Source organism: Pseudoalteromonas lipolytica (assembly GCF_001306915.1).
GTDB classification, from domain to species: domain Bacteria; phylum Pseudomonadota; class Gammaproteobacteria; order Enterobacterales; family Alteromonadaceae; genus Pseudoalteromonas; species Pseudoalteromonas simplex.
Map to the genome: position 1 here is coordinate 336,749 of NZ_LJTC01000002.1, position 24,839 is coordinate 361,587.

Annotated in this window: 20 protein-coding genes and 5 tRNA genes; 9 read left to right on the plus strand and 16 right to left on the minus strand. The window is 41.8% G+C overall.

Translation table 11 applies throughout. The features are described 5' to 3' along the window. Positions 1 to 253: 253 nt before the first annotated feature. Both AOG27_RS03405 and AOG27_RS03410 read left to right on the plus strand, forming a co-directional pair. Entirely contained in the window at positions 254 to 1,141 is an 888-nt protein-coding gene (locus tag AOG27_RS03405) for a LysR substrate-binding domain-containing protein (RefSeq protein WP_054551603.1), read from the plus strand. 317 nt (positions 1,142 to 1,458) lie between these two features. After that, a complete protein-coding gene (locus tag AOG27_RS03410) occupies positions 1,459 to 2,223 on the plus strand; it encodes a YdcF family protein (protein WP_054551604.1) in 765 nt (254 codons plus the stop codon). 5 nt (positions 2,224 to 2,228) lie between these two features. On the opposite strand, the gene AOG27_RS03415 is transcribed toward AOG27_RS03410, so the two are convergent. Then, positions 2,229 to 2,981: a Nif3-like dinuclear metal center hexameric protein gene (locus AOG27_RS03415; protein ID WP_054551605.1), complete on the minus strand. Its 753-nt coding sequence runs from the start codon at positions 2,979 to 2,981 to the stop codon at positions 2,229 to 2,231. A gap of 150 nt (positions 2,982 to 3,131) precedes the next feature. On the opposite strand from AOG27_RS03415, the gene AOG27_RS03420 reads away from it, so the two are divergent. Continuing rightward, positions 3,132 to 3,509, plus strand: coding sequence for a hypothetical protein (locus AOG27_RS03420; protein ID WP_054551606.1), 378 nt, complete (start codon positions 3,132 to 3,134; stop codon positions 3,507 to 3,509). Between the two features lie 30 nt (positions 3,510 to 3,539). Here AOG27_RS03420 and AOG27_RS03425 read toward each other — a convergent pair whose 3' ends face one another. Then, entirely contained in the window at positions 3,540 to 4,016 is a 477-nt protein-coding gene (locus tag AOG27_RS03425; RefSeq protein WP_054551607.1) for an HPP family protein, read from the minus strand. A 100-nt stretch (positions 4,017 to 4,116) separates the two neighbouring features. Between AOG27_RS03425 and AOG27_RS03430 the strand changes: the two genes are divergently transcribed. Then, entirely contained in the window at positions 4,117 to 4,659 is a 543-nt protein-coding gene (locus AOG27_RS03430) for a TetR/AcrR family transcriptional regulator (protein WP_054551608.1), read from the plus strand. Positions 4,660 to 4,713: 54 nt separating this feature from the next. Here the strand turns inward: AOG27_RS03430 and AOG27_RS03435 are convergent, their stop codons facing one another. The 6 genes from AOG27_RS03435 to AOG27_RS03460 form a co-directional block, all read right to left on the minus strand. Continuing rightward, positions 4,714 to 7,899 carry an amidohydrolase family protein gene (locus AOG27_RS03435; protein ID WP_054551609.1) on the minus strand — a complete coding sequence of 1,062 codons (3,186 nt, stop codon included), beginning with the start codon at positions 7,897 to 7,899 and terminating at the stop codon, positions 4,714 to 4,716. Positions 7,900 to 8,005: 106 nt separating this feature from the next. After that, the gene (locus AOG27_RS03440; protein ID WP_054551610.1) at positions 8,006 to 8,830 is read right to left on the minus strand and encodes a M90 family metallopeptidase; all 825 of its coding nucleotides are present in this window, start codon (positions 8,828 to 8,830) and stop codon (positions 8,006 to 8,008) included. Between the two features lie 90 nt (positions 8,831 to 8,920). Beyond that, complete coding sequence (locus AOG27_RS03445; protein WP_054551611.1) at positions 8,921 to 11,827, minus strand: ligand-binding sensor domain-containing diguanylate cyclase; 2,907 nt, start codon at positions 11,825 to 11,827, stop codon at positions 8,921 to 8,923. A gap of 130 nt (positions 11,828 to 11,957) precedes the next feature. Then, entirely contained in the window at positions 11,958 to 12,614 is a 657-nt protein-coding gene (locus AOG27_RS03450; RefSeq protein WP_054551612.1) for a CatA-like O-acetyltransferase, read from the minus strand. Between the two features lie 133 nt (positions 12,615 to 12,747). After that, the gene (locus tag AOG27_RS03455; RefSeq protein ID WP_054551613.1) at positions 12,748 to 13,788 is read right to left on the minus strand and encodes a Leu/Phe/Val dehydrogenase; all 1,041 of its coding nucleotides are present in this window, start codon (positions 13,786 to 13,788) and stop codon (positions 12,748 to 12,750) included. 401 nt (positions 13,789 to 14,189) lie between these two features. Further along, on the minus strand, positions 14,190 to 15,716 hold the full coding sequence (locus AOG27_RS03460; protein ID WP_054551614.1) for a fumarate hydratase: 1,527 nt from the start codon (positions 15,714 to 15,716) through the stop codon (positions 14,190 to 14,192). A 181-nt stretch (positions 15,717 to 15,897) separates the two neighbouring features. Between AOG27_RS03460 and pabB the strand changes: the two genes are divergently transcribed. From pabB to AOG27_RS03475, 3 genes are all read left to right on the plus strand, one after another. Beyond that, entirely contained in the window at positions 15,898 to 17,241 is a 1,344-nt protein-coding gene (pabB, locus tag AOG27_RS03465) for an aminodeoxychorismate synthase component I (protein WP_054551615.1), read from the plus strand. 17 nt (positions 17,242 to 17,258) lie between these two features. Then, positions 17,259 to 17,837 (plus strand): NUDIX hydrolase, encoded by a 579-nt coding sequence (locus AOG27_RS03470; RefSeq protein WP_054551616.1) that lies wholly within the window; start codon positions 17,259 to 17,261, stop codon positions 17,835 to 17,837. 101 nt (positions 17,838 to 17,938) lie between these two features. Continuing rightward, the gene (locus tag AOG27_RS03475; RefSeq protein ID WP_054551617.1) at positions 17,939 to 19,315 is read left to right on the plus strand and encodes an L-serine ammonia-lyase; all 1,377 of its coding nucleotides are present in this window, start codon (positions 17,939 to 17,941) and stop codon (positions 19,313 to 19,315) included. A 43-nt stretch (positions 19,316 to 19,358) separates the two neighbouring features. Here the strand turns inward: AOG27_RS03475 and cysB are convergent, their stop codons facing one another. Then, positions 19,359 to 20,336 carry an HTH-type transcriptional regulator CysB gene (cysB, locus tag AOG27_RS03480; protein WP_054551618.1) on the minus strand — a complete coding sequence of 326 codons (978 nt, stop codon included), beginning with the start codon at positions 20,334 to 20,336 and terminating at the stop codon, positions 19,359 to 19,361. 297 nt (positions 20,337 to 20,633) lie between these two features. Here cysB and AOG27_RS03485 point away from each other — a divergent pair, with 297 nt between their 5' ends. Then, positions 20,634 to 21,392, plus strand: a complete 759-nt coding sequence (locus tag AOG27_RS03485; RefSeq protein WP_054551619.1) for a hypothetical protein — start codon at positions 20,634 to 20,636, stop codon at positions 21,390 to 21,392. Between the two features lie 26 nt (positions 21,393 to 21,418). On the opposite strand, the gene AOG27_RS03490 is transcribed toward AOG27_RS03485, so the two are convergent. Beyond that, the gene (locus AOG27_RS03490; RefSeq protein WP_054551620.1) at positions 21,419 to 22,711 is read right to left on the minus strand and encodes an NCS2 family permease; all 1,293 of its coding nucleotides are present in this window, start codon (positions 22,709 to 22,711) and stop codon (positions 21,419 to 21,421) included. A 121-nt stretch (positions 22,712 to 22,832) separates the two neighbouring features. Here AOG27_RS03490 and AOG27_RS03495 point away from each other — a divergent pair, with 121 nt between their 5' ends. Continuing rightward, positions 22,833 to 23,297 carry a sel1 repeat family protein gene (locus AOG27_RS03495; RefSeq protein ID WP_054551621.1) on the plus strand — a complete coding sequence of 155 codons (465 nt, stop codon included), beginning with the start codon at positions 22,833 to 22,835 and terminating at the stop codon, positions 23,295 to 23,297. Between the two features lie 23 nt (positions 23,298 to 23,320). Here the strand turns inward: AOG27_RS03495 and AOG27_RS03500 are convergent, their stop codons facing one another. The 6 genes from AOG27_RS03500 to AOG27_RS03525 form a co-directional block, all read right to left on the minus strand. Further along, a complete protein-coding gene (locus AOG27_RS03500; RefSeq protein WP_054551622.1) occupies positions 23,321 to 24,043 on the minus strand; it encodes a helix-turn-helix domain-containing protein in 723 nt (240 codons plus the stop codon). 251 nt (positions 24,044 to 24,294) lie between these two features. Then, positions 24,295 to 24,371: transfer RNA gene (locus AOG27_RS03505), tRNA-Asp, on the minus strand. Positions 24,372 to 24,421: 50 nt separating this feature from the next. Then, a tRNA-Asp gene (locus tag AOG27_RS03510) sits at positions 24,422 to 24,498 on the minus strand. Between the two features lie 31 nt (positions 24,499 to 24,529). Further along, positions 24,530 to 24,606: transfer RNA gene (locus AOG27_RS03515), tRNA-Asp, on the minus strand. Between the two features lie 37 nt (positions 24,607 to 24,643). Continuing rightward, positions 24,644 to 24,720, minus strand: a tRNA-Asp gene (locus tag AOG27_RS03520). A gap of 30 nt (positions 24,721 to 24,750) precedes the next feature. Continuing rightward, positions 24,751 to 24,827, minus strand: a tRNA-Asp gene (locus tag AOG27_RS03525). Between the last annotated feature and the right edge of the window lie 12 nt (positions 24,828 to 24,839).

Consider the following 24,839-nt stretch of genomic DNA (forward strand, 5'->3'; position numbering starts at 1 on the left):
CAAATTACTAATCGCAAGCTGTATCACGATTTAAACTGCAAGTTTCAACTTGAGGTAAATTCATGGAATTTCATAGTTAAACTACAAAAAACCTTATGACAACGCTGTCAATTATTTATAAAAAGGCGTATTGTAAAAAAGCAGTTAAAATAACCACATATTTTAGACGTCTAGACGTTGAAAAAATAAATTCTAAGGCGTAGTATGTTCGTAATCTGAGTTAGACTCACATTTTCCATGAGATTTTTTAAAGATGATTGATATAAAGCACCTAAAAACCATAGCGACCCTTAAAGAAACAGGCTCTTTGGTCAATACCGCCCGTGAGTTGTTTTTAACTCAATCGGCTTTATCGCATCAAATTAAAGATCTCGAGAATAAGTTAGATTGCCAGCTGTTCGAACGTAAAACACAGCCTGTGCGTTTTACTCCGCAAGGTATGCTACTTCTGGAGCTTGCTAATGAAGTATTACCTCGTGTTGAGGCAACAAAATGTCGGTTAAAAGAAAGCCTTAACCAGCCAATCTCAAATTTACGTTTAAGCGTTGAGTGTCATGCCTGCTTTCATTGGTTGCTCCCAACCATCAAAGAATTTAATAATTTTTGGCCTGATATTAAAATTGATTACGAGCGCGGCTTTAGTTACGACGCCATTCCAGATTTAATTAATGATGAATTAGATCTAGTGCTGACTTCTGATATTCGTGAACCCGATCAACTTGAGTATGCTCACCTGTTTGATTTTAAATTAAAACTAATCGTTGCACCGGATCATGAGCTAGCAAAAAAAGCCTATGTCACCGCCCTTGATTTAAAAAACGAAACAATTATTTCGTATCCTATTCCCCGTGAGCGCCAAGACATCTTTAAACATTTTATTCAAAATGCACGCTTTGATGGCACGCTTAAAACGGTTGACCAAGGCTTATTGATATTCCAATTAGTGAGTGCGGGTATGGGGGTTGCAGCATTACCAGACTGGCTAGTCACTCCTTATGAAAGCCAAGGACTCATTAAGTCTATTCCGTTAGGTGCACTAGGCCTTACTCGCCCTATGTATTTAGCGATGAAAAAGAATATGAAAGATAACCCAGTTTATCGCCACTTTTTAAATACGTGTAAGCAAAATAACGGTCGCTAAAACAAGGCAAAATAACTAACATAGCTGCATCTATTACAAACAATAATGTTAATACCCAAACCACCTCAAGGTGCGAGTTTCAGTTGGAATTAAAAGCGATTTAGGCAAGGCATTGATTGCAAACAATAGTGGTTCTATGGTTAAAATCAATAACGCAGTATAATTCGCTTTTAAACCAACCCTTTGGGCGCTTCACAGGTGCTTACTCTCATCGTTGTTACTTCTTAAAAGGGGCTGCCATTTTTGCAAAGTAACGCCTTGATATTAAGGCACCTGTGAAACGCTGAATTCTGTACCTTGAGGAGGCTTGGGTATAAATGTTTGAAATTAAAAAGATCATTGGTTCTTTATTAATGCCCCTGCCGTTGCTCGGGCTGCTTACTTTAGTGATGGTATTTTTAGCCATTGCCCATAAACGCAAAGCACTCTATTTTGGCTTTGTTAGTATTTTAACTTTAATGCTGATAAGCACGCCATTTATTGGTCAATCACTGATAGCTGCAAGTAATAACCCAGCCTGGCAATTTAACCAAGCGAAACAGCCTAAACTCGATAACATTGTGGTACTTGGCTGCTCAATAATGCCCAACTCGCGCCTTCAAGCAAACCACCAGTTAGGCGATTGTGCGCTTGCTCGATTACTTGAAGGTGTTAAGCTTGCCCATCACTACCCAAATGCCACCCTCTATGTATCAGGAGGCGGCTTTGCTAATGCCACCAATAGCCAGCTCATGTTTGAAACAGCAAAAACGCTTGGTATCTCAGCAACTAGAATTAAACAAAACCCTCTCGCCATGGACACCGCAGAAGAAGCGAAACGACTTGCCATTTATTTAGTCGATAAAAAAACTGCCTTAGTCACCTCAGCGAGCCACATGCCGCGAGCGAAAGACTTATTTAATGCACAAGGCATTGATGTGATCCCAGCGGCAACCGACTTTCAAGATTTTAGTCAGTATCCAACGTACAAACAGTTTATACCTAACATTGCAGTACTTGTTGCAGTGACCAGAGTAGCGCATGAGAAAATTGGCAGTGCATGGGTGAGTGTGCGCCGCTGGATTGATCCAGAGGCGCTGTAGAACAATCAGACTGGATTATCGATATCGATAAACGTTACATCAAAACCATGCTGCTCAGCTAAAAGCTCGCCTAAGGCTTTAATGCCATAACGCTCAGTAGCATGGTGACCAGCTGCAAAAAAGTCGATACCTTGCTCGCGTGAACTATGAATCGTTTGCTCAGAGGCTTCACCTGTAAGATAAGCATCAATCCATTGGGCAGCTGCTAAATCAATATACCCTTGTCCGCCACCTGTGCACCAAGCGATGGTTTCAATTTTCTCTTTTCTTACCAAACTAGCTAATGGTGCACGGTTAAGTACTTGGGTTATTTTGGCGGTAAACTCTTCACCACTTAAAGGTGTTTTTAAACGCCCTTTCACCGGTACACTATTTGGACCAGATTCAAGCCCACCTGTGAACTCAATATCAAGTAACTTAGCCAGTTGCGCGTTATTACCAATTTCAGGGTGTATATCTAGCGGTAAGTGATAACCATATAAGTTAATATCATTATTTAAAAGTGCTGCAATACGGCGCTTTTTCATGCCCGTGATTGGCTGCGATTCCCCTTTCCAGAAATAGCCGTGATGTACCAAAATAGTATCTGCATTTTCTGCAATAGCGGCATCAATCAATGCTTGGCTAGCTGTGACACCCGTCACTATCTTTTTTACTTCGCTCGCACCTTCAACTTGTAAGCCATTTGGGCAAAAGTCAGCGATAGAATCAGGTTTAAGAATGTCGTTTAATAATTGAGTAAATTGTTTGCGTTGCATATAAAAATCGTCCTTCAACCCTCTATTTTGTGCAAATTTTGGCGTTTATGAGTGAAAAATGGAAGGAAAATCGCAAAAAATTGAAAAGTAAGCTGAAAATAGGTATAAATATATATTCTTAATCTGTGTTTACAACGTATAGGGTCTCTGATGAGCAAACTAGACAAAACAGAAGTGTTAAATGCCTTCGAAGCAGCATACGAAGCAGCGAATGGTAAGAAACCTGAAATCACAACAAAACCTGGTTGGTATAGCATCGACGGTGGCAAAAATATGCGCCTTGCTGATGTTGCAGCACTGACTGAAGAGCTCACTTCTGGTAAAACAGTTGAGCCTAAAGCAGAAGAAGCACCTAAAGCACCAGCGAAAAAAACCAAAACTAAAACCGCTGCACCGGCTAAAACAGCTAAGAAAGCATCGTTCACTGTTGTTACAGCAAACGATGACGGTTACAAAGCTGAAGAGCTTTGGATTGTTAACCTAGCTGAAAAAGACCACGATTGTCGTTTACCGCGTGGTGTTGTGTAATCAAATTACACTTAGCAATTTTAAAAACCGCTACTCGTTAGCGGTTTTTTTATGGCTGTTCATTTGGCTAGTTATAACCCATTGGCTACTATGGCCAAACAACACAATAAATACGGTTCCAATCAATACAGGCATCACTAAAAAATCCCAGCTTTGCATAGATTGCATTATCAAAATTGGGTTTGCGCCTGCAGCAGGATGTACTGTGTCCGTCAACATCATTAGGCTAATTGCCAACCCTGTGGCTATAGCAATTTCAACAGGCCCTACACCGACATAATTTACAAAAACAACGCCGATTAGTGCAGTTAAAAAGTGCCCACCGATAACATTCTTCGCTTTCGCAAGCGGACTATGTGGCACACCAAATACCAACACCGCAGTTGCTCCAAATGGGGCCATCAACCACACACCATAACTTCCTAATTGCTGTAAATAGGCCAACACAAAAATTGCCATACAAGCAAATATACCCGCAACGGCCGCCTTGCTTACTTTATTCTCCATAAAACCTCCAATAGGTAGACCGACTTGTCTACCAAGCAGATAGTAGACAACTCGGTCTACTTCTGTCAAGCTGTCATTAGTCACCCAATGAGGCCTTGTTATGGATAAACGAACACATATTATTTTGACCGCCCTGTCACTTTTTTATCAAAAAGGCATTCATAGTGTGGGGATAAACGAAATTATTAGTGTGGCGGGTGTCGCCAAAAAAACCATGTACCACCATTTCACAAGTAAAGATGAATTGTTATTAGCGTGCCTTAGTGAGCGACATACCCGATTTTTAAATTGGTTAACGCATGCCACCAGCAAACTAACCACTATTGAAGAATTTAAAGTCGCTTTGATCAGCTGCCATGAAGCTTGGTTTAACTCTGAGGTGACTGAGTTAGGTGATTTTAATGGCTGTTTATTTATTAACACCGCTGCGGAGTTTGCTGATCCTGCAAGCCCGATAAATCAAGCCTGCAAAGAGCATAAAATGGCAGTACAGCAGTTAATTAAACAGCGTCTATCAGCGTGTGAAAATATGGAAAGCTCGCAGCTCGACTCACACAGCCACTATTTAATGACGCTGGTAGAGGGCATGATCTGCCAAGCAAAACTAGTAGGAATTAAACAGTTTCCTTATTTAAAGCAATAAATAAACAATAAAAAAGCGGCACAATGGCCGCTTTCAGTTTAGATTTTTGCTATGTTAGATTTTTTCAAAATATAGCTTTTCGCGTTTTTTCTCACCCACTTCGTTCATGGTTGCAGCATCAAATAAACGACCATTGATCATGGTGTAATCGATTTTATCTGTATCACGAATGTTAGTTAGCGGGTTACCGTCAATAACAATTAAATCGGCAAGTTTACCCGGCTCAAGAGAACCGATGTTGGTATCAAGGCCAATGTATTTAGCAGGATCTAAGGTTGCTGCACGAATTGCTTCAAGTGGTGTCATACCACCTTGCGCAAACATCCAAATCTCCCAATGTGCCGCTAAACCTTCACGTTGACCGTGAGCACCTAGGTTTACTAAAACACCTAAGTCTTGCAGCTCTTTAGCAACACGGGCATTGTTAAAGTGGTTATAGTGATGATCGGGCGCCTTAACACGACGCATTGAACGAGGTAAAAGCTGATTCTTTGGTACAAACTTACTTAAGCGTGGGTGATTCCACACATCTGTCTTGTCGTACCAATAATTTTCACCCCAAATACCACCGTAAGCTACACCCAGTGTCGGCGTGTAGCCTACATCACTTTGTGACCAAAGCTGGCGAATATCATCGTAAATATTGGCAACAGGAATTGAGTGTTCAATACCCGTATGACCATCAACTACCATAGTTAAGTTATGCTGCAGTAATGAACCGCCTTCTGGCACAACCATCATTTCAAGTTCACGACCTGCTTCAATAACTTGTTGGCGCTGTTCACGACGAGGTTGGTTATAGGATTTAACACTAAACGCACCTACTTTCTTTAAACGCTCAAGATGGAATTTAGCATCTTCTAACGAGTCAATATGCGATGTATAACCTGGCATATTTGCACCATATAAAATGGTACCCGTTGAGAAAATACGAGGGCCGACAATCATGCCCGCTTTTTGCATTTCGCTTGCAGCAAAAATCTCAGTGGTGTCGTTTGATGGATCGTGAATCGTTGTCACGCCTAACGCTAAACCCGCTAAGTTCTTCCAGTTTTGCTGTGGAATGATCTCATCGCTGCCTTGCGAGCCGTGCGCATGTGCATCAACAATACCCGGCATAATTGTCTTCCCAGTTACATCAATTACTTCTGCACCTTTAGGAATAGCAACACTGTCTTTACTACCAACTGCTTTAATATGCTTACCATCAGTAACAATAACGCCGTTTTCAATAACCTGCTCACCGTTCATGGTGATAATACGCGCACCAGTTAACGCAAAGATTGATTTAGGCTCCGCCATGGTTTTTGTAAAACCGATGTTGTCGCCGCTTTTAACTTTAAAGTCAGTCTCTGCATTTTGGTTAATATCAAATAAACCCGCTAGGCTGGCATGATATAACTCTGGGCCTAAGCTCCAATAAAGTTTATCGCTTGTGCCACTCCAACTGATGTTTTCACCCGCGCGAACAGAAAGCTGCTCAATTGGGAATTGGCTATCTTTCGGGCCAATATTAATGGTTTTGCCACGCTCAACAAATGGCGTAACAAATACTTTAAAACGCTCTGCAAACGCTAAATATTGGCCATCTGGTGATACTCTAAACTCTGTAGCATGTTCTGACTCGTAAAGTTTACGAACTTGCTTTGATTCAAGCTCAACAACACTTAATGTTGGTTTCGGCCAAGGGCTCATCACATAAATGCGGTCATTCGCTGCACCAAATTGCGGCTGATAGCCTGATTTAGTGATTAGCGTCGCTTTACCGCCTTTAGCACTTACTGAGTAAATGCCTGGCTCTAATGACCATGTTGGGTTAAGGATACTACCGCCAGATGCTTTACGGTAAACAACCGTTTTGCCATCTGGGCTGAAAGTTGGCTCTACATATTTACCCGGCTCTTTAGTAATGGTATCGCCACGGCCACTGCGCGCAGATACAACACGAACTGAGCCCTGTTCGTTATCATCCCATGTGGTATAAACAATCTTCTTACCATCACGAGAGAACTGCGGGAATAATTCAAAGTGGTCGTCTTGCTTAGTCAGGCGCTTCACTTTGCCAGACTCTAAATCACGTTTATAAATATGACCTAGCGCTTCAAATATAGCCGTTTCACCATCCGGTGAAATTTGTACATTGCGCAGCATTTTCACATCAAAATTATCGCTATCGATGTTTTGTGTAAAACGCACGGCTTTTTGAATTTGCTTATTGGTCTCAACTTTAAATGGAATAGTCGAGACAGACTTATCATCCACATCTAGCTTATGAATTGACCCACCCGCCCAAAAGACCAGTTGTTCGTTATCTGGTGTCCAAGCAATTGTTGGGTATACGCCATGAATTGCCCATGTCTCTTGCATATCACGCTCAAGCTCGCCATACAGCTTAGTATGCTCACCGGTGTGAAGATCATATAAGTACAAGCTTGTTTGGAAATCATCGCGCTTAATATACGCAAGCTTTTTACCATCTGGTGAAGGTGTTGGTCGAATAGCCCCACCCATGCCATCAATAATTGTTTCAATCTCGCCAGTTTCACGGTCATAGCGTTTAATTTTATAAATACCCGCTACAGAATCTTTAGAGTAATGGAATGTTTTACCCGGCGTTGCATCATGCGAGAAATAAACATAACGACCATCCGGTGAGAACATTGGTTCGCCTAAGTCTTTTTGGTCGTTCTCACGTGCAGTTAGTTGCACACCTTTACCACCCGCTTTGTGGTAAAGCCATACTTCACCAGCCCCTAGAGAGCGGCTTGCAGTAAAGTGCTTACGCGCAACTAAGTAGTCACCATCTGGGCTCCAAGCTGGGCTGTTTAACAAACGAAATGTTTCGTTCGTTACGGCTTTTTGGTTTTCACCATTTAAATCCATAACCCAAATGTTATCGCCACCACCTTGGTCTGAAGTAAACGCAATGTGCTTACCATCAGGGCTAAAGCGTGGTTGCATTTGCCATGCAATATCACTGGTTAATTGCGTTGCAGTGCCACCTGACATTGGCATGGTATAAATATCGCCGAGTAGGTCAAACACAACTGTTTTACCATCAGGGCTAATATCTACGTTCATCCACGTGCCCTGCTCAACACTAATTTTAGCGTCTAGGAATTGGCCTTTAGGTGCGTCCACCTGCCATTTGTCGTCATTTGATTGCTCAGCTGCCGCCACTTGCCCAGTTAGAGCAAGTGAAATAGATACAGCGAGCGCTGTATGAAGCATTTTCTTCATTGAAATCTCACTTTTTATTGTTTTGCTTATATGCACACTTTTAAGATTGCACCAAATAGCATAGCAAGATTCCAGTGATTCGTGTTAAACAGACGTAAATAGTCGACTAATGCCACGCAATCGGATCAAACTGATAAAAGCCAACCAGTAAATGATAAATTTCTGGGTCAAATTGCCTGAGTTCAGCGGGTTTTTCTAAGAAAGTTTCGGTAATAACAGCAAAAAACTCTGCCTCATTAGTCGCGCCATAGCTATGAATAACATGAGGCATGCCATAAGCTAAATGAGTTTTCAGTTGATTAAAGGCGCGGCTAAATACTTTTGCCCACTTTTGGTAATCCTCGTTACTCGAAAGCAGTGGTGTACCCGTGGTTTTGCCGGTTTCTTGGTCGAGCTGATGGGCAAATTCATGAAACACTAAATTATGGCCATCGCTTGGTAAACGGTTCCCCTCAAGGACATCATGCCAACTCAATACCAGTGTTCCGCCTGGCCATGATTCACCTTGACGCACCGTATTGTGATAACTAACAAGTCCGGCATTATCGCGGGAAGTTTGCGGGGCATAATACGCGCTTGGATATAACAGGATCTCTTTTACATTACGATACAGTGGCCATGGTTTATTAAGCACTAAAACACAGGCATCGGCTGCCACAATCAGCTTCATTGCATCATTAAGCTTAAGGCCATCACAACCGATAAAGCGTTTTTCATTTAAAAACCAAACGATATGACGCTCCAGCTTTTCGCGGTCGGCATCCGTCATCTTTCGGTAGATAGGCATATATTTTAACAGCAGATTTTTTTGCTGAACATTGAGGGAGTTATTAAGGTATTTTTTCTGCCAAAAGTGATTACGGATATCGTCCCAGCGCCAGTAACACACAACAAAAATTATTAAAAAAAGTATCAAAACCAGGTTAAGCATTACTATCGCCTAAAAAACAATCTTGATACTTTAATGTGTGCAAACAAAAAAAGATCAATTGTTTACACACATTTTTATTTTTAAAGCTGATTAATCGAGCGTAATACAGCCTTGATTATAAATGAAAATTTGGTTCCGGCCGTTATTCTTCGCATTGTATAAAGCGTTGTCGGCGTGTGATAGCAAGCGGTCGTAGTCTGCAACTTGCGCGTTATCTGCCACACCAAAACTTACCGTTACAGAAAGGCTATCTGCTAATTCTGAGAAATCGTAACCAGCTATCTCTAAACGGATAATTTCACACAATCTTGCGGCCTCTTCTGCGTTTTTGTATGGAAACAACAGGGTAAATTCTTCACCGCCCCAACGCGCCGCATAACCTTCATCAGGGAAGTTCATGCGCAGTAAACGAGCAATTTCACAAATCACTTTATCACCAATTAAGTGCGAGAAATTGTCATTAATGAGTTTGAAGTGATCAATATCCATAATCGCAATACTAAGCGTTTTATTATCACGTTGGAACTGACTAAAGTTTTCAGACAACCATATATCAAAGGCACGTCTATTCGGTAATTGCGTTAATTGGTCATGATTCGCTAAATGAGCAAAGGCATCGGCTTGCGTTTGCAAATCATGCATTTGCTGTTCAACTTTTTCAGTTAACTCAATTTCAATGCGCTTGTAATGATATAAGCGGTATTTATAAATGGCATAAGCAGCAAAAAGCACTGCAACTAAGATAAATAATTTAAAGCTGGTTTTCTGCCAAAAATAAGGGGCTATTTTAAACCGCAGTACTTGTTCATTATCTTGCCAATCACTATTTGGATACCCAGCGCGCACTTTAAAGGTATAGTTACCCGGTGGTAAATTAGTGTATTCGGTAATGGCCAAGCGCCCCCTGTCTACCCATTGTTGATTGTAACCACTTAATTGCGTTTGGTAGTTTAAACGCCCGGGCATAATAAAACTAAGCCCAGCGTAATTAAACGAAACACGAGAAACCCCCGCAGGTAAGCTCAGTACCTCATTGCCAACGGGTAAAGTAATGGGTTTGCCATCGACTTCGAAGCTTTCAATAACCGTCGATAGCCGGCGTTTACTGGCTTCTTTTAAACGCTCTGGTGTCGCGATAGCAACGCCTTTTGCTGTGGCAACCCATACTTGTCCATCTGAATGAAGTACAGCAGCAGGGTTTGAACCACCATTAGCTTGCGCGCTAAGCATGCCATCGCCTTCATCATAAAGCTGCATCGAAACACTCATTGGCTGAACTTTTTCAGGGTTATCTAGCAGTGCTACTAGCTGAGCTTTATTGACTTGAATAACACCGCGGTTACTGGTCAGCCACAGTGAGTCACCTTGTTCAATGACTTGGAACAGCTTATCGACAGGTAAACCTTGATCTCGACCAAATAAGCTCATTTTATCTGTGCTGAGATTGTAACGAACGAGACCTCTATCGGTTGCAAGCCACATTTTATCGCCATCTAAGTAAAAGCCGAATGCATACTCAGTGCTGAACTGCATTGGAAACTCAAGTGTTTTAAACTGCTCTGTAACTGGGTCAAAAATGGACACACCGACGCCCGTGCCAACCCATAATCTACCATGGTCATCCTCATTAAGTGCCATTATGAAATCACCGGCTAGGCCATCCTCCGTGGTAAACGAATGAACTTGCCCTGCAGGGTCTATCTTGGTTAAGCCTGCAGCGGTACCAACCCATAGATTATCAAAAGCATCAAACAACACAGCGCGAACTTCGTTACTGATCAGGCCATTACTGCGGTTTTTTACTGGGTAAATTTGCCCATTAACCACTTTCATTAAACCGGCAGTATAAGTGCCTAGCCAGACTCCGCCCTGCTTATCTTCAGTTAAACTTAAAACGGATAGTGGGTCTTTTTCATAGGCTTGGGTAAGGGTTGTGAGCTTGCCATTTTCAATACGATTTAAGCCATTACTACTGCCCACCCATAAGCTGCCATCAGAATGCGATAACACGGTACGCACATAATCAGATGCAAGCCCACGACTTTGGCTCCAATTCGTAAATGGTGCTTCGCGCAGGCGGAATAACCCGGCATTCGTGCCAACCCAAATACTTTTTTCCCGATCGAGCAATAAGGATAAAATACGGTTGTTGGGTAAGCCATCATCTGCCGCTAAGTTTTCAAGGCCTAAACTGCTAAGTCTAAATACCCCTTTATTGATGGTGCCAAACCACAAATCGCCTTGTGCATCTTCGAGTAAACTAGCAATTGACTCGTTGTTAAGGACGGGATTAATAGCAACGAACTTATTATTTTTCTTTTGCCATGCCCCTTTTTCAGTGCCGACAATTAAAGTGCCTGACTCCGTTAGTAACAAGGTAAACACAGAAGCATTTGGAAGCCCTGAGTCTTCATTGATCTTACTAACTTGCTTATTCTCTATTTGATAAAGACCATCACTGGTCGCAGCCCAAATCACGCCTGTTTTGTCTTGTAAAAGGCGGTAGGCACTTAACTTATCAAGCAGTTTTTGCTCAGTGGCAGTTTCAGAAGCGCGGTATACAATACCTTGCCCTTCAAGTGCCAACCAAAGCTCACCTTGTTCAGTAACAAGTGCATGATTAACCATGGCTGATGAGCTTGGTAATGCGCGCCACCCTCCTTGTGAGCGAAGCGCAACGCCACCACGGGCGCCCACGATATATAAATCGCCATTTTCCATTGCAATAAGGCTACGTAGGCCAGAATCAGGTAAGCCAGGTATTTCTGTTCTAGTAAAGAGTTTAAACTCGCGACCATTAAAACGGGCAAGCCCTTCCCAAGTTGCTATCCAAATGTAACCATCTTTGGTTTGCGCTACACCATTGATACTATTGTGAGGAAGGCCGGCGCGAGTACTCCAAGTCTCTGTAAAATAGTCACTTAAAGAGAGGCGTGCAGATTCTGCAACCGCGCTGAAACATAAAAAAAGAAAAATACAACTAACTACCCGCACCATTAAACTAAAACCCTGATATTTATTATCGTTCTATTCAGTGATGTAGTTATGCGAAGTAAAGTCATCCCTAACTTCAGATAATACTACATTAGTTGCAATTTTTACTTACTTCGATAACATTTAGCAAGAATCAATTACAGAAATTCGTAATTTTTTCTTGCAGTATTTTCACAAATCTTGCTACATGCAGGCCATCCATCAAAGCATGATGCACATCGATTGAAAGCGGCATCTTGCCAGTTTGTACGTCATATTGGCCAAACACAAACTTGGGTATACCTAGACCATGCCCTTCACTCACCGCATGCGAGAAGCCGGTAAAATTAAGCCATGGGAGCACTGAGATATGAATAAGATCAGGCTGCCCTTCTGTTGCAGCAAATGCATCAGAGAAAAATGGTTTTGCTTTACTTGTTTTACCCACAGCAATCGCGTGCTTTGAAAAATCTTCCATCGACGCTTGTTTTTCAAAATAACTAAAACGAAAAGTTTCATCTTCTGCAAGCTCTACCACACTGCCTCTTACAGATGACAGTTGTACGGGCAACAAATCAATAATACGTTGACGCATTGGTGCATAGTCATGACATGCTTCAAGTGTTAGGTAAACATAGCTGTGAAAGAACGAATACGGTTCTGCTTTGCACTTGTTATATAGAGCCGCCATATCGAGTGAAACACATACATTAAAATATGGCAGAGAAAATTCTTTGAAAAAAGCGAAATGCTGCTTACGAGGCCAAGTATCAAGATTGATTGGGGTTATTTCACAAGGCTGAGTTTTCATTAGGCGTCCTCGAGATTTAAAAACCGAGTGTACCGAGATAGTGAGCCTTCGTCATTTTGTTGCGATAAATAACAGAGACAAAAAAGGTGCGACTTGCGCACCTTTTTACCTGTAAATTTATCGATTTACTAAATTATAAGCCGTTTTCGATGATTTCTAATGCGAGTTCATCGGCAATTAAATGCGTCGACTTTTGCTCTTTTTCAGAGCGAGCAAAGATTTCTGTTAGCGTATCAAAAATGCCTTCAACGTGCTTCGTTGATGCTTCTGCACTATAACCTGCTGGTGCAGTTTCGTAATAAACGTTGATGATACCACCTGCGTTTATGACGTAATCTGGTGCGTATAAAATACCTTTTTCGCGGATGATCTCACCGTGACGAGACTCTGCTAATTGGTTATTCGCACAACCTGCAATAATTGTTGCTTTTAAACGCGGGATAGTCGTGTCATTCACCGTTGCGCCAAGTGCACATGGTGCATACACATCAACATCTAAGTCGTAGATTTCATCAATACCCACAGCCGTTGCATTGAAGTCATTTACAACACGCTCAACAGCTTGTTCATTGATATCTGTTACAAATAATGTTGCGCCCGCTTCATGTAGGTGTTTACAAAGGCCATATGCTACTGCACCTAAACCTTGCACGGCTACTTTGATACCAGCAAGATCTTGATGACCTCGTTGATGTTGTAACGCCGCTTTAATACCTAAGAATGTACCATATGCTGTGAACGGTGAAGGGTTACCACTTTTACCTTCAAGGCCTAATACATAGTTAGTTTCTTTATTCATGATAGCCACATCATCACAAGTGATGTTTACATCTTCAGCTGAATAGTAGCTACCACTTAAACGCTCTAACTGACGACCAAATGCACGGAAAAGTTGCTCTGATTTAATTTCTTTAGCATTACCGATGATCACTGACTTACCGCCACCAAATGGTAAACGTGCCACAGCATTTTTGTAGGTCATACCTTTTGATAAGCGAAGTGCATCAGTAACAGCATCTTCATCAGTTGTGTAGTCCCACATTCTGCAACCACCAACCGCTGGACCTAACTTGGTATTGTGAACCGCGATAATAGCTTTTAGGCCTGATTCTTTATCTGAACAAAACACCACTTGCTCGTGGTTATCAAAGTCGACTTTATTAAATACAGCCACAGTTAAATACTCCGAAATTTTCTTACCCTAAAGGGTGTGAGCGCTGAAAGTGCCGAGACTTTATCACTTCGTATGCTCCCTTACCACTAAATGAGATGATAAAACTAAGCAAAGTTCTCAGGCCGAAATAACAACTCAAAAACTAACACTTTATGGAAAAAATATACCAGTCAACGTACGCATTAAGCATTGTTAATTCAAAACAAAATATTATCATCGCCAACTTTATTACGTGAACGTAAAGGTAAAGTATAGCGTAAAGAAAAAATGACAAAAAAATTATGCCGATAAAGCCAAGTAAAATCAGCTTTTAAAGAGATGATAGAGAAATAGCTGAGACTGGTCAGAGCTGAAAAAAAACGGCGCAGGTGCGCCGTTTTATGAAAAGAGTTTCAAGATGGTTATTTTAATTTGCCATCAAGTTCTTCGATTTTTGCTTTCCAAATAGCAGGGCCTTGCGTATGCGCATTGGCACCTTCACTATCAACAGCAACGGTTACTGGCATATCTTCTACTTCAAACTCGTAGATTGCTTCCATGCCTAAATCTTCGAACGCAACAACACGTGCTTTCTTGATTGCTTTAGATACAAGGTAAGCTGCACCACCTACTGCCATTAAGTAGATAGATTTATTGTTTTTGATTGATTCTACTGTAGCAGGACCACGCTCTGCTTTACCAATCATACCGATGATGCCCGTTTTTTCTAACATCATATCAGTGAATTTATCCATACGAGTCGCAGTTGTAGGGCCAGCAGGACCTACCGCTTCATCACCCACTGCATCTACAGGGCCAACGTAGTAGATAAACTTGTTATCAAAATCAACGCCTTCAGGTAAACCTTCACCTGATTGGATCATATCTTGTAAACGTTTATGCGCGGCATCACGACCCGTTAAGATAGTACCAGACAGAAGAACCGTTTCACCCATCTTCCATTCTTGCGTGTCTTCTTTAGTCAGTGTGTTTAAATCAACACGACGTGTACCTTCACCTACTTCAAATGTAACTTCTGGCCAATCTTCTAGTTTAGGCGCTTTAAGATCAGCTGGGCCTGAACCATCTAACGTGAAGTGTACGTGACGAGTTGCTGCACAGTTCGGGATCATTACCACTGGTTTTGATGCTGCGTGAGTTGGTGCCGTTTTAACTTTCACATCAACTACGGTTGTTAAACCACCAAGACCTTGAGCACCAATACCTAACTTATTAGCACGTTCGAAGATATCGATACGCATTTTTTCTTCAGTTGTTTCAGCGCCGCGCTCAATCAGCTCGTGAATATCAACCGGATCCATTAATGATTCTTTAGCAAGTACCGCAGCTTTTTCTGCAGTACCGCCAATACCTATACCTAGCATGCCAGGTGGACACCAGCCCGCCCCCATGGTTGGTAATGTTTTCTCAACCCATGCAGCCACATCATCAGATGGGTTAAGCATAACCATTTTCGTTTTATTTTCTGAACCGCCGCCCTTCGCTGCCACCATTACTTCTACTTCAGCGCCTGGCACTAAGTCAATATGAACAACTGATGGTGTGTTGTCTTTAGTGTTTTTACGCGTACCAGCTGGGTCTGCAACAATTGATGCACGTAATGGGTTATCTGGGTTTAAGTATGCGCGACGTGTACCTTCATCAACCATTTGCTGTACAGTCATGTCTGTTTTATCCCACTTAACATCCATACCTACTTTTACGAAACAAGTAATGATACCTGTATCTTGGCACAGTGGACGTTTACCTTCAGCAGACATACGAGAGTTAATTAAAATTTGCGCAATGGCATCTTTTGCCGCTTTGCTTTGCTCTTTGTTGTAAGCTTTTTCTAAGGCTTGTACGAAATCGAGAGGGTGATAAAAAGAAATGTATTGCAATGCATCTTCAATGCTATCAATGAAGTCTTGCTGACGAATTGTACTCATTACGGGTTCCTTAAGTTTTTATCGCGTAGCGCTGTACGTGATCCTGAGTAAACCGGTGACGAAGATTTACTCTACGGGTTAGTCATGGCATCACTATAAAGGAAATCATAACGCTGCCAATCAAATTTAACTTATGATACCCTCCTCGCCCGTTTCGGGCTAGTTATTCAGGGCAATGTAGATGATAAACGATGAAAATTTGTGCATAAAATTAGATTTAAGTGGTGATTGCATCGCGCTATTTAGTCATTTCGCTCATTTGCCCCATGCCGTGTTGCTCGACTCAGCCAATAGCGAACATGTGAATAGCCGCTTCGATATCATCGCTATTGCCCCATTAAAGCAATTAGAAGTGCGTGAAAATACCTGCTTTGTCGACGGCAAAGCACAATCAAGTGATTGTTTTAGCTTGATGAAAGAAGGCCTTCAGGAATTTAATCACACAGCAAACTCTAATAACCTGCCTTTTACAGGTGGTTGGCTTGGCTATTTTGGTTATGATTTAGGTCGCGTGATTGAAAGCATGCCAACTACTGCCGAAAACGACATTAACATGCCGCAAATGGCTATTGGCCTTTATCCAGATGCCCTTATTTATGATAAGCAACAGCAAAGCTGGTTTTACGTCTGTCAGCCAAATCATAATCGCTTAGCGCTATACCAGCAGCACCTAAACGAAACACCAGCAAGTGCAGAGTTCGCGCTACAAAGCGACTGGCAATCAAACATGAGTAAAGCCAGCTACAGCGAAAAGTTCGAGAAAATTCAAGCTTATTTAAAAAGTGGTGACTGCTATCAGATCAACCTTGCACAGCGTTTTAAAGCTGAGTTTTCTGGTTCAACATGGCAAGCCTATAAACAACTTCGAGAAGCGAATAAAGCACCGTTTTCAAGCTATATAAATCACCCTGATGGCGCTATTTTATCTATCTCCCCTGAACGTTTTATTGCTATTAATCAGGGCCAAATAGAAACCAAGCCAATTAAAGGAACCCTCCCTCGTTTGGCTGACTCTGAACAAGACCAAGCGCAAGCAACCCGTTTACAACAATCTGAAAAAGACCGCGCAGAAAATGTCATGATTGTTGATCTGCTACGCAACGATTTAGGTAAAGTGGCTCGCCCAGGTAGCGTCACCGTTCCCTCGTTATTTGCCATTGAAAGCTTTCCGGCTGTGCATCATTTAGTAAGTACTGTGCGCGCAGAATTAGCGGATGGCAAAGATGCCGTTGACCAAATTCATGCCGCTTTCCCGGGAGGTTCAATTACCGGAGCGCCGAAGATTCGCGCTATGGAAATTATTGAAGAGCTCGAGCCGCATCGTCGTAGTGTGTACTGCGGCTCAATTGGCTACTTGAGTGCCTGTGGCAAGATGGATACCAGTATCACAATCCGTACTTTAGTGTGTCACAAAGGTGCAATCTATTGCTGGGCTGGCGGTGGCATTGTGGCTGATTCAAAGGTCGACTTGGAGTACCAAGAAACTTACGATAAAGTAAATAAAATACTGCCTTTATTAAAGTAAAAGTTGAAGTAACTACCTTGAATAGCCAGCAAATAATTGCCCGTTTTAGTTTAAGTCAAACCACAGAGCGCCCAGCTAGCATTCGCTTTAATGCCGAAAAGCGTGCCAGTGCCGTAATGTTACCTCTGCTTGATGTTAACGACGAAGCGCATTTGTTATTGTGCAAGCGACCTAGTTATTTACTTCATCACCCGGGGGAGATTTGCTTACCGGGTGGCAAATATGAAGAACAAGATGACACGTTAATGCACACCGCTCTTCGAGAGCTCAATGAAGAGCTTAATATTGGCACACACCAAGTGACTGTCCACGGTAAATTACATCAATACGCGACTCTAACCGGTTTCACTATTGAACCTTTTGTGTGTGTCCTTAGTGAGGGCACAACATGGCAAGCAGATCCCAACGAAGTTGCTGCCAGTTTTTTACTACCCTTATCTTATTTAAGTAATCAACAAAATTGGCAACCCCTCCCCTTTGAGCGAAATGGTAAAACCATTACTTTGCAAGGCTTGATGACCCCCCATGGTCTGCTTTGGGGAGCAACAGCAAGCATTATTAATAACTTTATCAAGCAGCTCGCCCTACCAGTTTAATTATCCTGCTTTTAGGGTTACACAGACACGTTTAAACGTTATCATGTGGCACCGTTCAAAGGCAGGTAGTATGCCGTTAATAGAAAAATGAGTAGCAAATTATGATCAGTGCATTCGATATGTTTAGTATTGGTATTGGCCCATCGTCATCTCACACAGTTGGCCCGATGCGCGCTTCGCGTTTATTTGTAAACGAACTAGAAGAAAAAAACTTACTTGCAAACGTCACCGATATTAAAGTTGAGCTATTTGGCTCACTCGGTCAAACAGGTATTGGCCATGGCTCTGGTAAAGCTGTGATCTTAGGCCTTGCCGGTTATGATCCAGAAACCATTGATGCTGATTTAGTCGACGATATCCTCGCAAAAATCGAAAAAGAGCAGGTTATTTATTTAAACCAAAGCCATAAAGCCAATTTCCCTAAGCAAGGTGCGATTGTATTTCATCGTCGTAAAACTCTACCAAAACACTCAAATGCAATGGAAATCATTGCTAGCCAAAATGGCGAAAAGTTATTCAGCAAAGTGTATTACTCAATCGGTGGCGGCTTTATCGTCAGTGATGAAGAGTTCGAGAACGAAAAACAAAAAGCACTCGAAATTCGCGAAGAAAACCCAGCGCCTTATCCGTTTAACACAGCTAAAGAGTTATTAGAGCTATGCCGTGAATCAGGGTTTAGTGTATCAACACTTATGATGCATAACGAAAAAACCCTGCGCAGCGAAAAAGACATCAAGGATGAGCTGTTTAATATTTGGCAAGTAATGAAAGCCTGTATTGAGCGTGGTATGCGTACAGAAGGGATTTTACCAGGCGGATTAAAAGTAAAGCGCCGTGCCCCTAGTTTACACCTTAAATTAAATATTGAAGTAAACAACGACCCATTACGTGCGATGGACTGGGTTGATTTATTTGCCCTTGCTGTAAACGAAGAGAACGCTGCCGGCGGCCGTGTTGTTACCGCACCAACCAATGGTGCTGCAGGTATTTTGCCAGCAGTATTAATGTATTATCACACTTTCATTAAAGAAGTAGACCGTGATATTGCTACTCGTTACTTATTAACGGCGGCAGCAATTGGTATTTTATATAAAAAGAATGCGTCAATTTCGGGTGCTGAAGTTGGTTGTCAAGGTGAAGTGGGCGTTGCTTGCTCAATGGCAGCGGGTGCACTAACTGAAATCATGGGTGGTAATGTTGTACAGGTTGAAAACGCCGCTGAAATCGGCATGGAGCACAACCTAGGTCTAACTTGTGACCCTGTTGGCGGTCTTGTACAAGTACCGTGTATTGAACGTAATGCAATGGGCTCAATTAAAGCAATTAATGCGTCACGCCTTGCAATGCGTGGTTCTGGAGAGCAAAAAGTAACCCTTGATAAGGTCATTAAAACCATGCTCGATACAGGTAATGATATGAAAACGAAATACAAAGAAACCGCTCGCGGTGGCTTAGCAGTTAATATCATCGAGTGTTAATTTAAGCATAATAAAAAGCCGCTTTAAAGCGGCTTTCTTATCTCTATTTTACTGGTAACTCAATGTTTTCGAAGAGTTTATCAACATCTTCTTGGTTACGTAATAAACTTGCTCGTTCAACCAGCTCTTTCGTTAAGTGCGGGGCAAAACGCTCAATAAAATCATACATGTAGCTACGCAAGAAGCTGCCTTTTCGAAAACCAATTTTAGTGGTGCTCGCTTCAAATAAGTGACTTGCATCAATACAGACTAAATCAGTATCTGTTATTTGATCAATCGCCATAGACGCCACAACACCCACACCTAGCCCTAAACGAACATAAGTTTTAATTACATCAGCGTCCGTTGCAGTAAAAACAATATGCGGCTCAAGGCCATGAGCATTGAAGGCTTTATCTAATTCAGAACGACCAGTAAAACCAAACACATAAGTTATCAGTGGGTATTTAGCCACATCGGCAACTGTTAAGTTATCAGCCTTTTGCGCAAGCGGGTGTGTTTTTGCCACAACAATACTACGATTCCAGTGATAGCACGGCAACATAACTAAATCAGAGTATAAATGTAGTGCCTCAGTCGCAATGGCAAAGTCAGCATCACCGCGTGCTGCCGCATCAGAAATCTGCTGTGGCGTTCCTTGATGCATATGCAGAGACACTGCCGGGTACTTTTTCATAAAGCCTTGAATAACATTCGGTAATGCATAACGAGCCTGAGTATGAGTAGTCGCAATGTTAAGTTTGCCTTGATCAGGCAAAGTATGCTCATTAGCAACCGCTTTAATACCTTCAACTTTCGACAATATCTCTCGCGAAATATTAATTATTTCGTTACCGGCACTGGTTACATGGGTAAGGTGTTTGCCACTACGGCCAAAGATCTGTACGCCCAGTTCGTCTTCAAGCATACGAACTTGTTTCGAGATCCCCGGTTGCGAGGTAAATAAACTTTCGGCTGTCGCTGAGACATTCAGTTTATGATTTTGGACTTCGACTATATATCTGAGTTGTTGTAGTTTCATGGCTGCATTGTAAACGTTGTTATTGTTTATTTATAAAGGCTGCAAAGCGCAATGCCAAGCGATATTTCATCGCGCTATACATTTATATCGATTGTTTCTAAGGCTAACACATTAAATTAATGCTCGGTAGCCGTGTTTACTCGCAAAATATTCAATAAAGATGTTAGTTTAGCGCAATACTCATTATAAAGTAGTAAACTTAATAAGTTTATTCGAGATAACTACCGCAAAACTGTTCAGATCTAATCTTTTTAAGGTAATATAAAAAAATTAGATAGTTAAAACTGAGATTTAGTAATGATTGTTTCTATCATCATCATGCTCATTGTTGCATTAATTGTGATCGCATTATGGGTCAGTGCTGTGCAACAACACAAAGAAAAACAAGAAGCAGAGCGCCGCAAAGAGTTAACTAAACAAAAGAAAATCATTGAAGAGGCAGAAGACGTGCTGCTTAACAGTGCCAATATTCCCATGTCTGAGAATATTCTACGTATTATTCAGCGCCGTATATATGATGCGCTTGCAAGTATGGTACAACTCTCTCCAAGTTCTAAGGAACTCAAAAGTCGCTTAAATGAAGCTAAACAGCGTTTAGGGGGTCCAATTGAGGCGAATAATAGCGACTCATTAGTGTTACCAGACAACGATAAGCAGCTTATTTCTTTAATTCAAGGAATAAAAAAACTTAGGGCAGTGCTACGCTCTGAACATAGTAAAGGTAAAATCGAGAGTCAAATATTTGTTGCCGAAGATAAACGCCTTGAAAAACTACAACTTCGAATCAACGTAGAAAGCCAAATTAAGCGTGGGCTTTCAGCTCGCTCAGCAAATATGGTGGGCTCTGCCAGACAGTATTTCGAAAAAGCACTGGCAACGCTTAACTCAGTTAGCTATAGCGATGAATATGTAAACTCGAAAAGACAAGAAGTTGAAGGTTATTTAGAAACGATTAGCTCTGAGTTGAAAGCATCAAATGCGACGTCACTAAAGAAGAAAGCAGAACAAGAGCAGGACGATTTAGACGTGTTATTCGCACCAAAGAAAAAGTGGTAAACCACTTTTTCTTTGCTTTGTGAAAATTAAGATAAAAACGCAAACTTAACAATAAACAGCGCTGTTAATACCCACACACTAATACTGATTTCATCTTTTTTACCACATACCAACTTCACGGCAGTATAAGAAATAAAACCAAGCGCAATACCGTGAGCAATCGAGAAAGTTAACGGCGTCATTAATAATACTACGCTCACTGGAATGGCATCTGTCATATCATCCCAATTTACCAGCTTTAAGTTTTGCATCATTAACACAGCTACATATAAAATTGCACCTGCCGTTGCATAAGCTGGGATCATGCCAGCAAGTGGCGCAAAGAACATCATTAACAAGAAACAAATGCCTACAACAACAGCAGTTAGACCTGTACGGCCGCCCACAGACACACCTGCAACTGATTCAATGTAAGACGTTGTTGTTGACGTACCAAGCATTGAGCCTGCAATAGTAGCTGTACTGTCGGCACTTAGTGCGCGACCTAAACGAGGCATTTTACCTTGTTCATCAGCAATACCTGCTTTTTGCGTTACAGCAACTAAAGTGCCTGAAGTATCAAACAAATCAACAAATAAGAACGCAAAAACCACTGTTAGCATTGAGATTTCGAATGCTGCTGCAAAATCCAATTGCATAAAGGTTGGTGCAATTGAAGGCGGCATTGAAATAATTCCTTGATATTCCACAAGGTCTAAACCAAGCGCAATTGCGGTTACTAGTAAAATACTAATAAGCACGCCGCTTTTCATATCGCGATATAACAGCGCAGCAATAACGAAGAAGCTAAAAATTGCAAGTAGTGGACCTGGGGCCGTGATATCGCCTAACTGCACTAAGGTTGCAGGGCTTGCTACGATAATCCCAGCGTTTTTCAATGCAATAAGCGCTAAGAAAGCACCGATACCTGTGGCAATAGCTCGCTTTAATACCAGTGGAATAGCGTCTATGATCCACTCTCTCACCTTAAATAGGCTTAAGAATAAAAAGATACAACCAGACATAAAAACTGCACCTAATGCAGCTTGCCAAGTGTAGCCCATGCCCAAAACAACACCATAAGTGAAGAAGGCGTTTAAGCCCATACCCGGAGCCAGTGCTAATGGGTAGTTTGCCCATAAACCCATGATAAAACAGCCAATTGCAGCAGCAATACAGGTTGCTACGAATGCCGCACCTTGATCCATTCCCGCTTCTGCAAGCATTGCAGGGTTAACAAATACAATGTAAACCATGGTAATGAATGTTGTGATGCCAGCAATAGTCTCGCGGCGCACAGAGGTGTTGTTTTCAGTGATTTTGAAAAGTCTTTCGAACATGTTGAACTTTAAGTTGAGATTAATTGGCTAATTTTATCATATTTTATCTCAATAAGAGGACATTTTACCTTGCAATGTTCTAAACTAATAAGGTCTTTTATTTCAAGAAAATAACTAAACTATGTCTGATAATTCGCCAGTAGGCTTAGATTTAGAGCAACAGCTTGATAATGTACTTGCCTTTATTACCCAACCCGATAAAGGGTCGGCGCCAAATAAAAGTACTCAATCTGTTGAAAACGTACTAAACAAAGCTTTGTATTATTTAAAAAATGAACAGCCTCCCCTTGCTGCCAAATGGATGCGCTTAGCAGCTATGGCAGGTAACCATAGGGCGCAATTTTATATGGGGCTGTTTTTCATCAAAGGGCAAGGTGTACCACACAGTGTTTTTCATGGCGCGGTGTGGTTAAGTCTGGCAAGTAGCCAAGGTTATGAACCTGCAACGGCTGCACTTGATGATCTTAGAAAACACATCAGTACGCGCAGATTACATGATGCGCAAAGCTATGCAGCTACCCTATATGAACAAATCCACCAGCAGCAATTTGCACATTTAATTCCTCGAGATCCTGACGCAAGCTAACACGCGTCAGGTTCTACAACTCATTAATGCTGTCTTGTCAGTTTACTCTCAAATGTTATGAGACCTGCACCAACTACAAGCAATAAGATACCTATAAACTCAAGCCACACATGGCCTTTATGGGGCTTGATAATAGGTGTTTTTGAAGTAAGGCTATATAAGCGCCTGCCTTGCTCGCCAGATTCTACAAACGAAATACCTTTATAGTCCGCTGAAATAATAAATTTAAAATCATGCCTGCCAATCATTTCTCGACGTTTAGCATCTATTTTCTCGCGGCTTTGTTCTACGAGTAGCGTTCGCCAATCATGAAAAATGCCATCTGGTTCATTATCTTTCACTACACCATATGATTTGTACTCATAGAACGTTGTATTGAATAGCTTTTCTTGATGCCCTAAATAAAACATGGCACAACCTAGCGCACTTAACAGTATCGCAATATAGATTAATGAGCGCTGTTTAATGAATTGCTTATTACTTTGTTGCTTATACCAAGCTTCAATGTCAGGCACATTAATCAATCTCGCTTTATCTACAGAATGTTTTAATGGCTCCATAAAGTCGCAAATTGTTAGATTGAGCGCCGTTAATATTGAACGAAATGTGTCGTTTGAAGGCACTGATTTATCGTTCTCAAGTTTTGAAAGGTAGCTTTGCTCTATTCCAACTTGCTCAGCAAATTCTGGTTGGCTTAGTTTTAGCTCACTGCGATAGTGTTTTAGTTGTGTTCCGAATGTACTCATAACGCATTTCCTTTTTGTTGTGGAGCCGCCATTCTTTGCTATTCATGCAGATATAAGAAGCTGAATAAATAGGAATAATGAAGAATATTAGCAAGATAGGAAGAAATTTACGAGATACGAGATACGAGATACGAGATACGAGATACGAGATACGAGATACGAGATACGAGATACGAGATACGTTGTCAGGATAAGTAAATAGTAAAGTGTAATGTAAAGACTTATTTAATCATTTGTTTGAGGAAAACAAATGGCGGAGTGGACGGGACTCGAACCCGCGACCCCCGGCGTGACAGGCCGGTATTCTAACCAACTGAACTACCACTCCGCAGTGGTATGTGCATGGGGTAATGCACTTAATTTGTTTATGATATCAAATGGCGGAGTGGACGGGACTCGAACCCGCGACCCCCGGCGTGACAGGCCGGTATTCTAACCAACTGAACTACCACTCCGCAGAGATATCATTGTTATTACTTAATTTGTTGGCGGAGTGGACGGGACTCGAACCCGCGACCCCCGGCGTGACAGGCCGGTATTCTAACCAACTGAACTACCACTCCGCGATACAAATTTTGTAATAAAATAGCGTTTAAATAGTGGCGGAGTGGACGGGACTCGAACCCGCGACCCCCGGCGTGACAGGCCGGTATTCTAACCAACTGAACTACCACTCCGCAGTATTTAATGCTATTTATTTTTCCTATTGGCGGAGTGGACGGGACTCGAACCCGCGACCCCCGGCGTGACAGGCCGGTATTCTAACCAACTGAACTACCACTCCGCAAAGGAAAAT

Bases quoted from the DNA above. Each gene is read 5' to 3' on its own strand.
- AOG27_RS03405 (WP_054551603.1), top strand. From the start codon at position 254: ATGATTGATATAAAGCACCTAAAAACCATAGCGACCCTTAAAGAAACA.
- AOG27_RS03410 (WP_054551604.1), top strand. From the start codon at position 1,459: ATGTTTGAAATTAAAAAGATCATTGGTTCTTTATTAATGCCCCTGCCG.
- AOG27_RS03415 (WP_054551605.1), bottom strand. From the start codon at position 2,981: ATGCAACGCAAACAATTTACTCAATTATTAAACGACATTCTTAAACCT.
- AOG27_RS03420 (WP_054551606.1), top strand. From the start codon at position 3,132: ATGAGCAAACTAGACAAAACAGAAGTGTTAAATGCCTTCGAAGCAGCA.
- AOG27_RS03425 (WP_054551607.1), bottom strand. From the start codon at position 4,016: ATGGAGAATAAAGTAAGCAAGGCGGCCGTTGCGGGTATATTTGCTTGT.
- AOG27_RS03430 (WP_054551608.1), top strand. From the start codon at position 4,117: ATGGATAAACGAACACATATTATTTTGACCGCCCTGTCACTTTTTTAT.
- AOG27_RS03435 (WP_054551609.1), bottom strand. From the start codon at position 7,899: ATGAAGAAAATGCTTCATACAGCGCTCGCTGTATCTATTTCACTTGCT.
- AOG27_RS03440 (WP_054551610.1), bottom strand. From the start codon at position 8,830: ATGCTTAACCTGGTTTTGATACTTTTTTTAATAATTTTTGTTGTGTGT.
- AOG27_RS03445 (WP_054551611.1), bottom strand. From the start codon at position 11,827: ATGGTGCGGGTAGTTAGTTGTATTTTTCTTTTTTTATGTTTCAGCGCG.
- AOG27_RS03450 (WP_054551612.1), bottom strand. From the start codon at position 12,614: ATGAAAACTCAGCCTTGTGAAATAACCCCAATCAATCTTGATACTTGG.
- AOG27_RS03460 (WP_054551614.1), bottom strand. From the start codon at position 15,716: ATGAGTACAATTCGTCAGCAAGACTTCATTGATAGCATTGAAGATGCA.
- pabB (WP_054551615.1), top strand. From the start codon at position 15,898: ATGATAAACGATGAAAATTTGTGCATAAAATTAGATTTAAGTGGTGAT.
- AOG27_RS03475 (WP_054551617.1), top strand. From the start codon at position 17,939: ATGATCAGTGCATTCGATATGTTTAGTATTGGTATTGGCCCATCGTCA.
- cysB (WP_054551618.1), bottom strand. From the start codon at position 20,336: ATGAAACTACAACAACTCAGATATATAGTCGAAGTCCAAAATCATAAA.
- AOG27_RS03485 (WP_054551619.1), top strand. From the start codon at position 20,634: ATGATTGTTTCTATCATCATCATGCTCATTGTTGCATTAATTGTGATC.
- AOG27_RS03490 (WP_054551620.1), bottom strand. From the start codon at position 22,711: ATGTTCGAAAGACTTTTCAAAATCACTGAAAACAACACCTCTGTGCGC.
- AOG27_RS03495 (WP_054551621.1), top strand. From the start codon at position 22,833: ATGTCTGATAATTCGCCAGTAGGCTTAGATTTAGAGCAACAGCTTGAT.
- AOG27_RS03500 (WP_054551622.1), bottom strand. From the start codon at position 24,043: ATGAGTACATTCGGAACACAACTAAAACACTATCGCAGTGAGCTAAAA.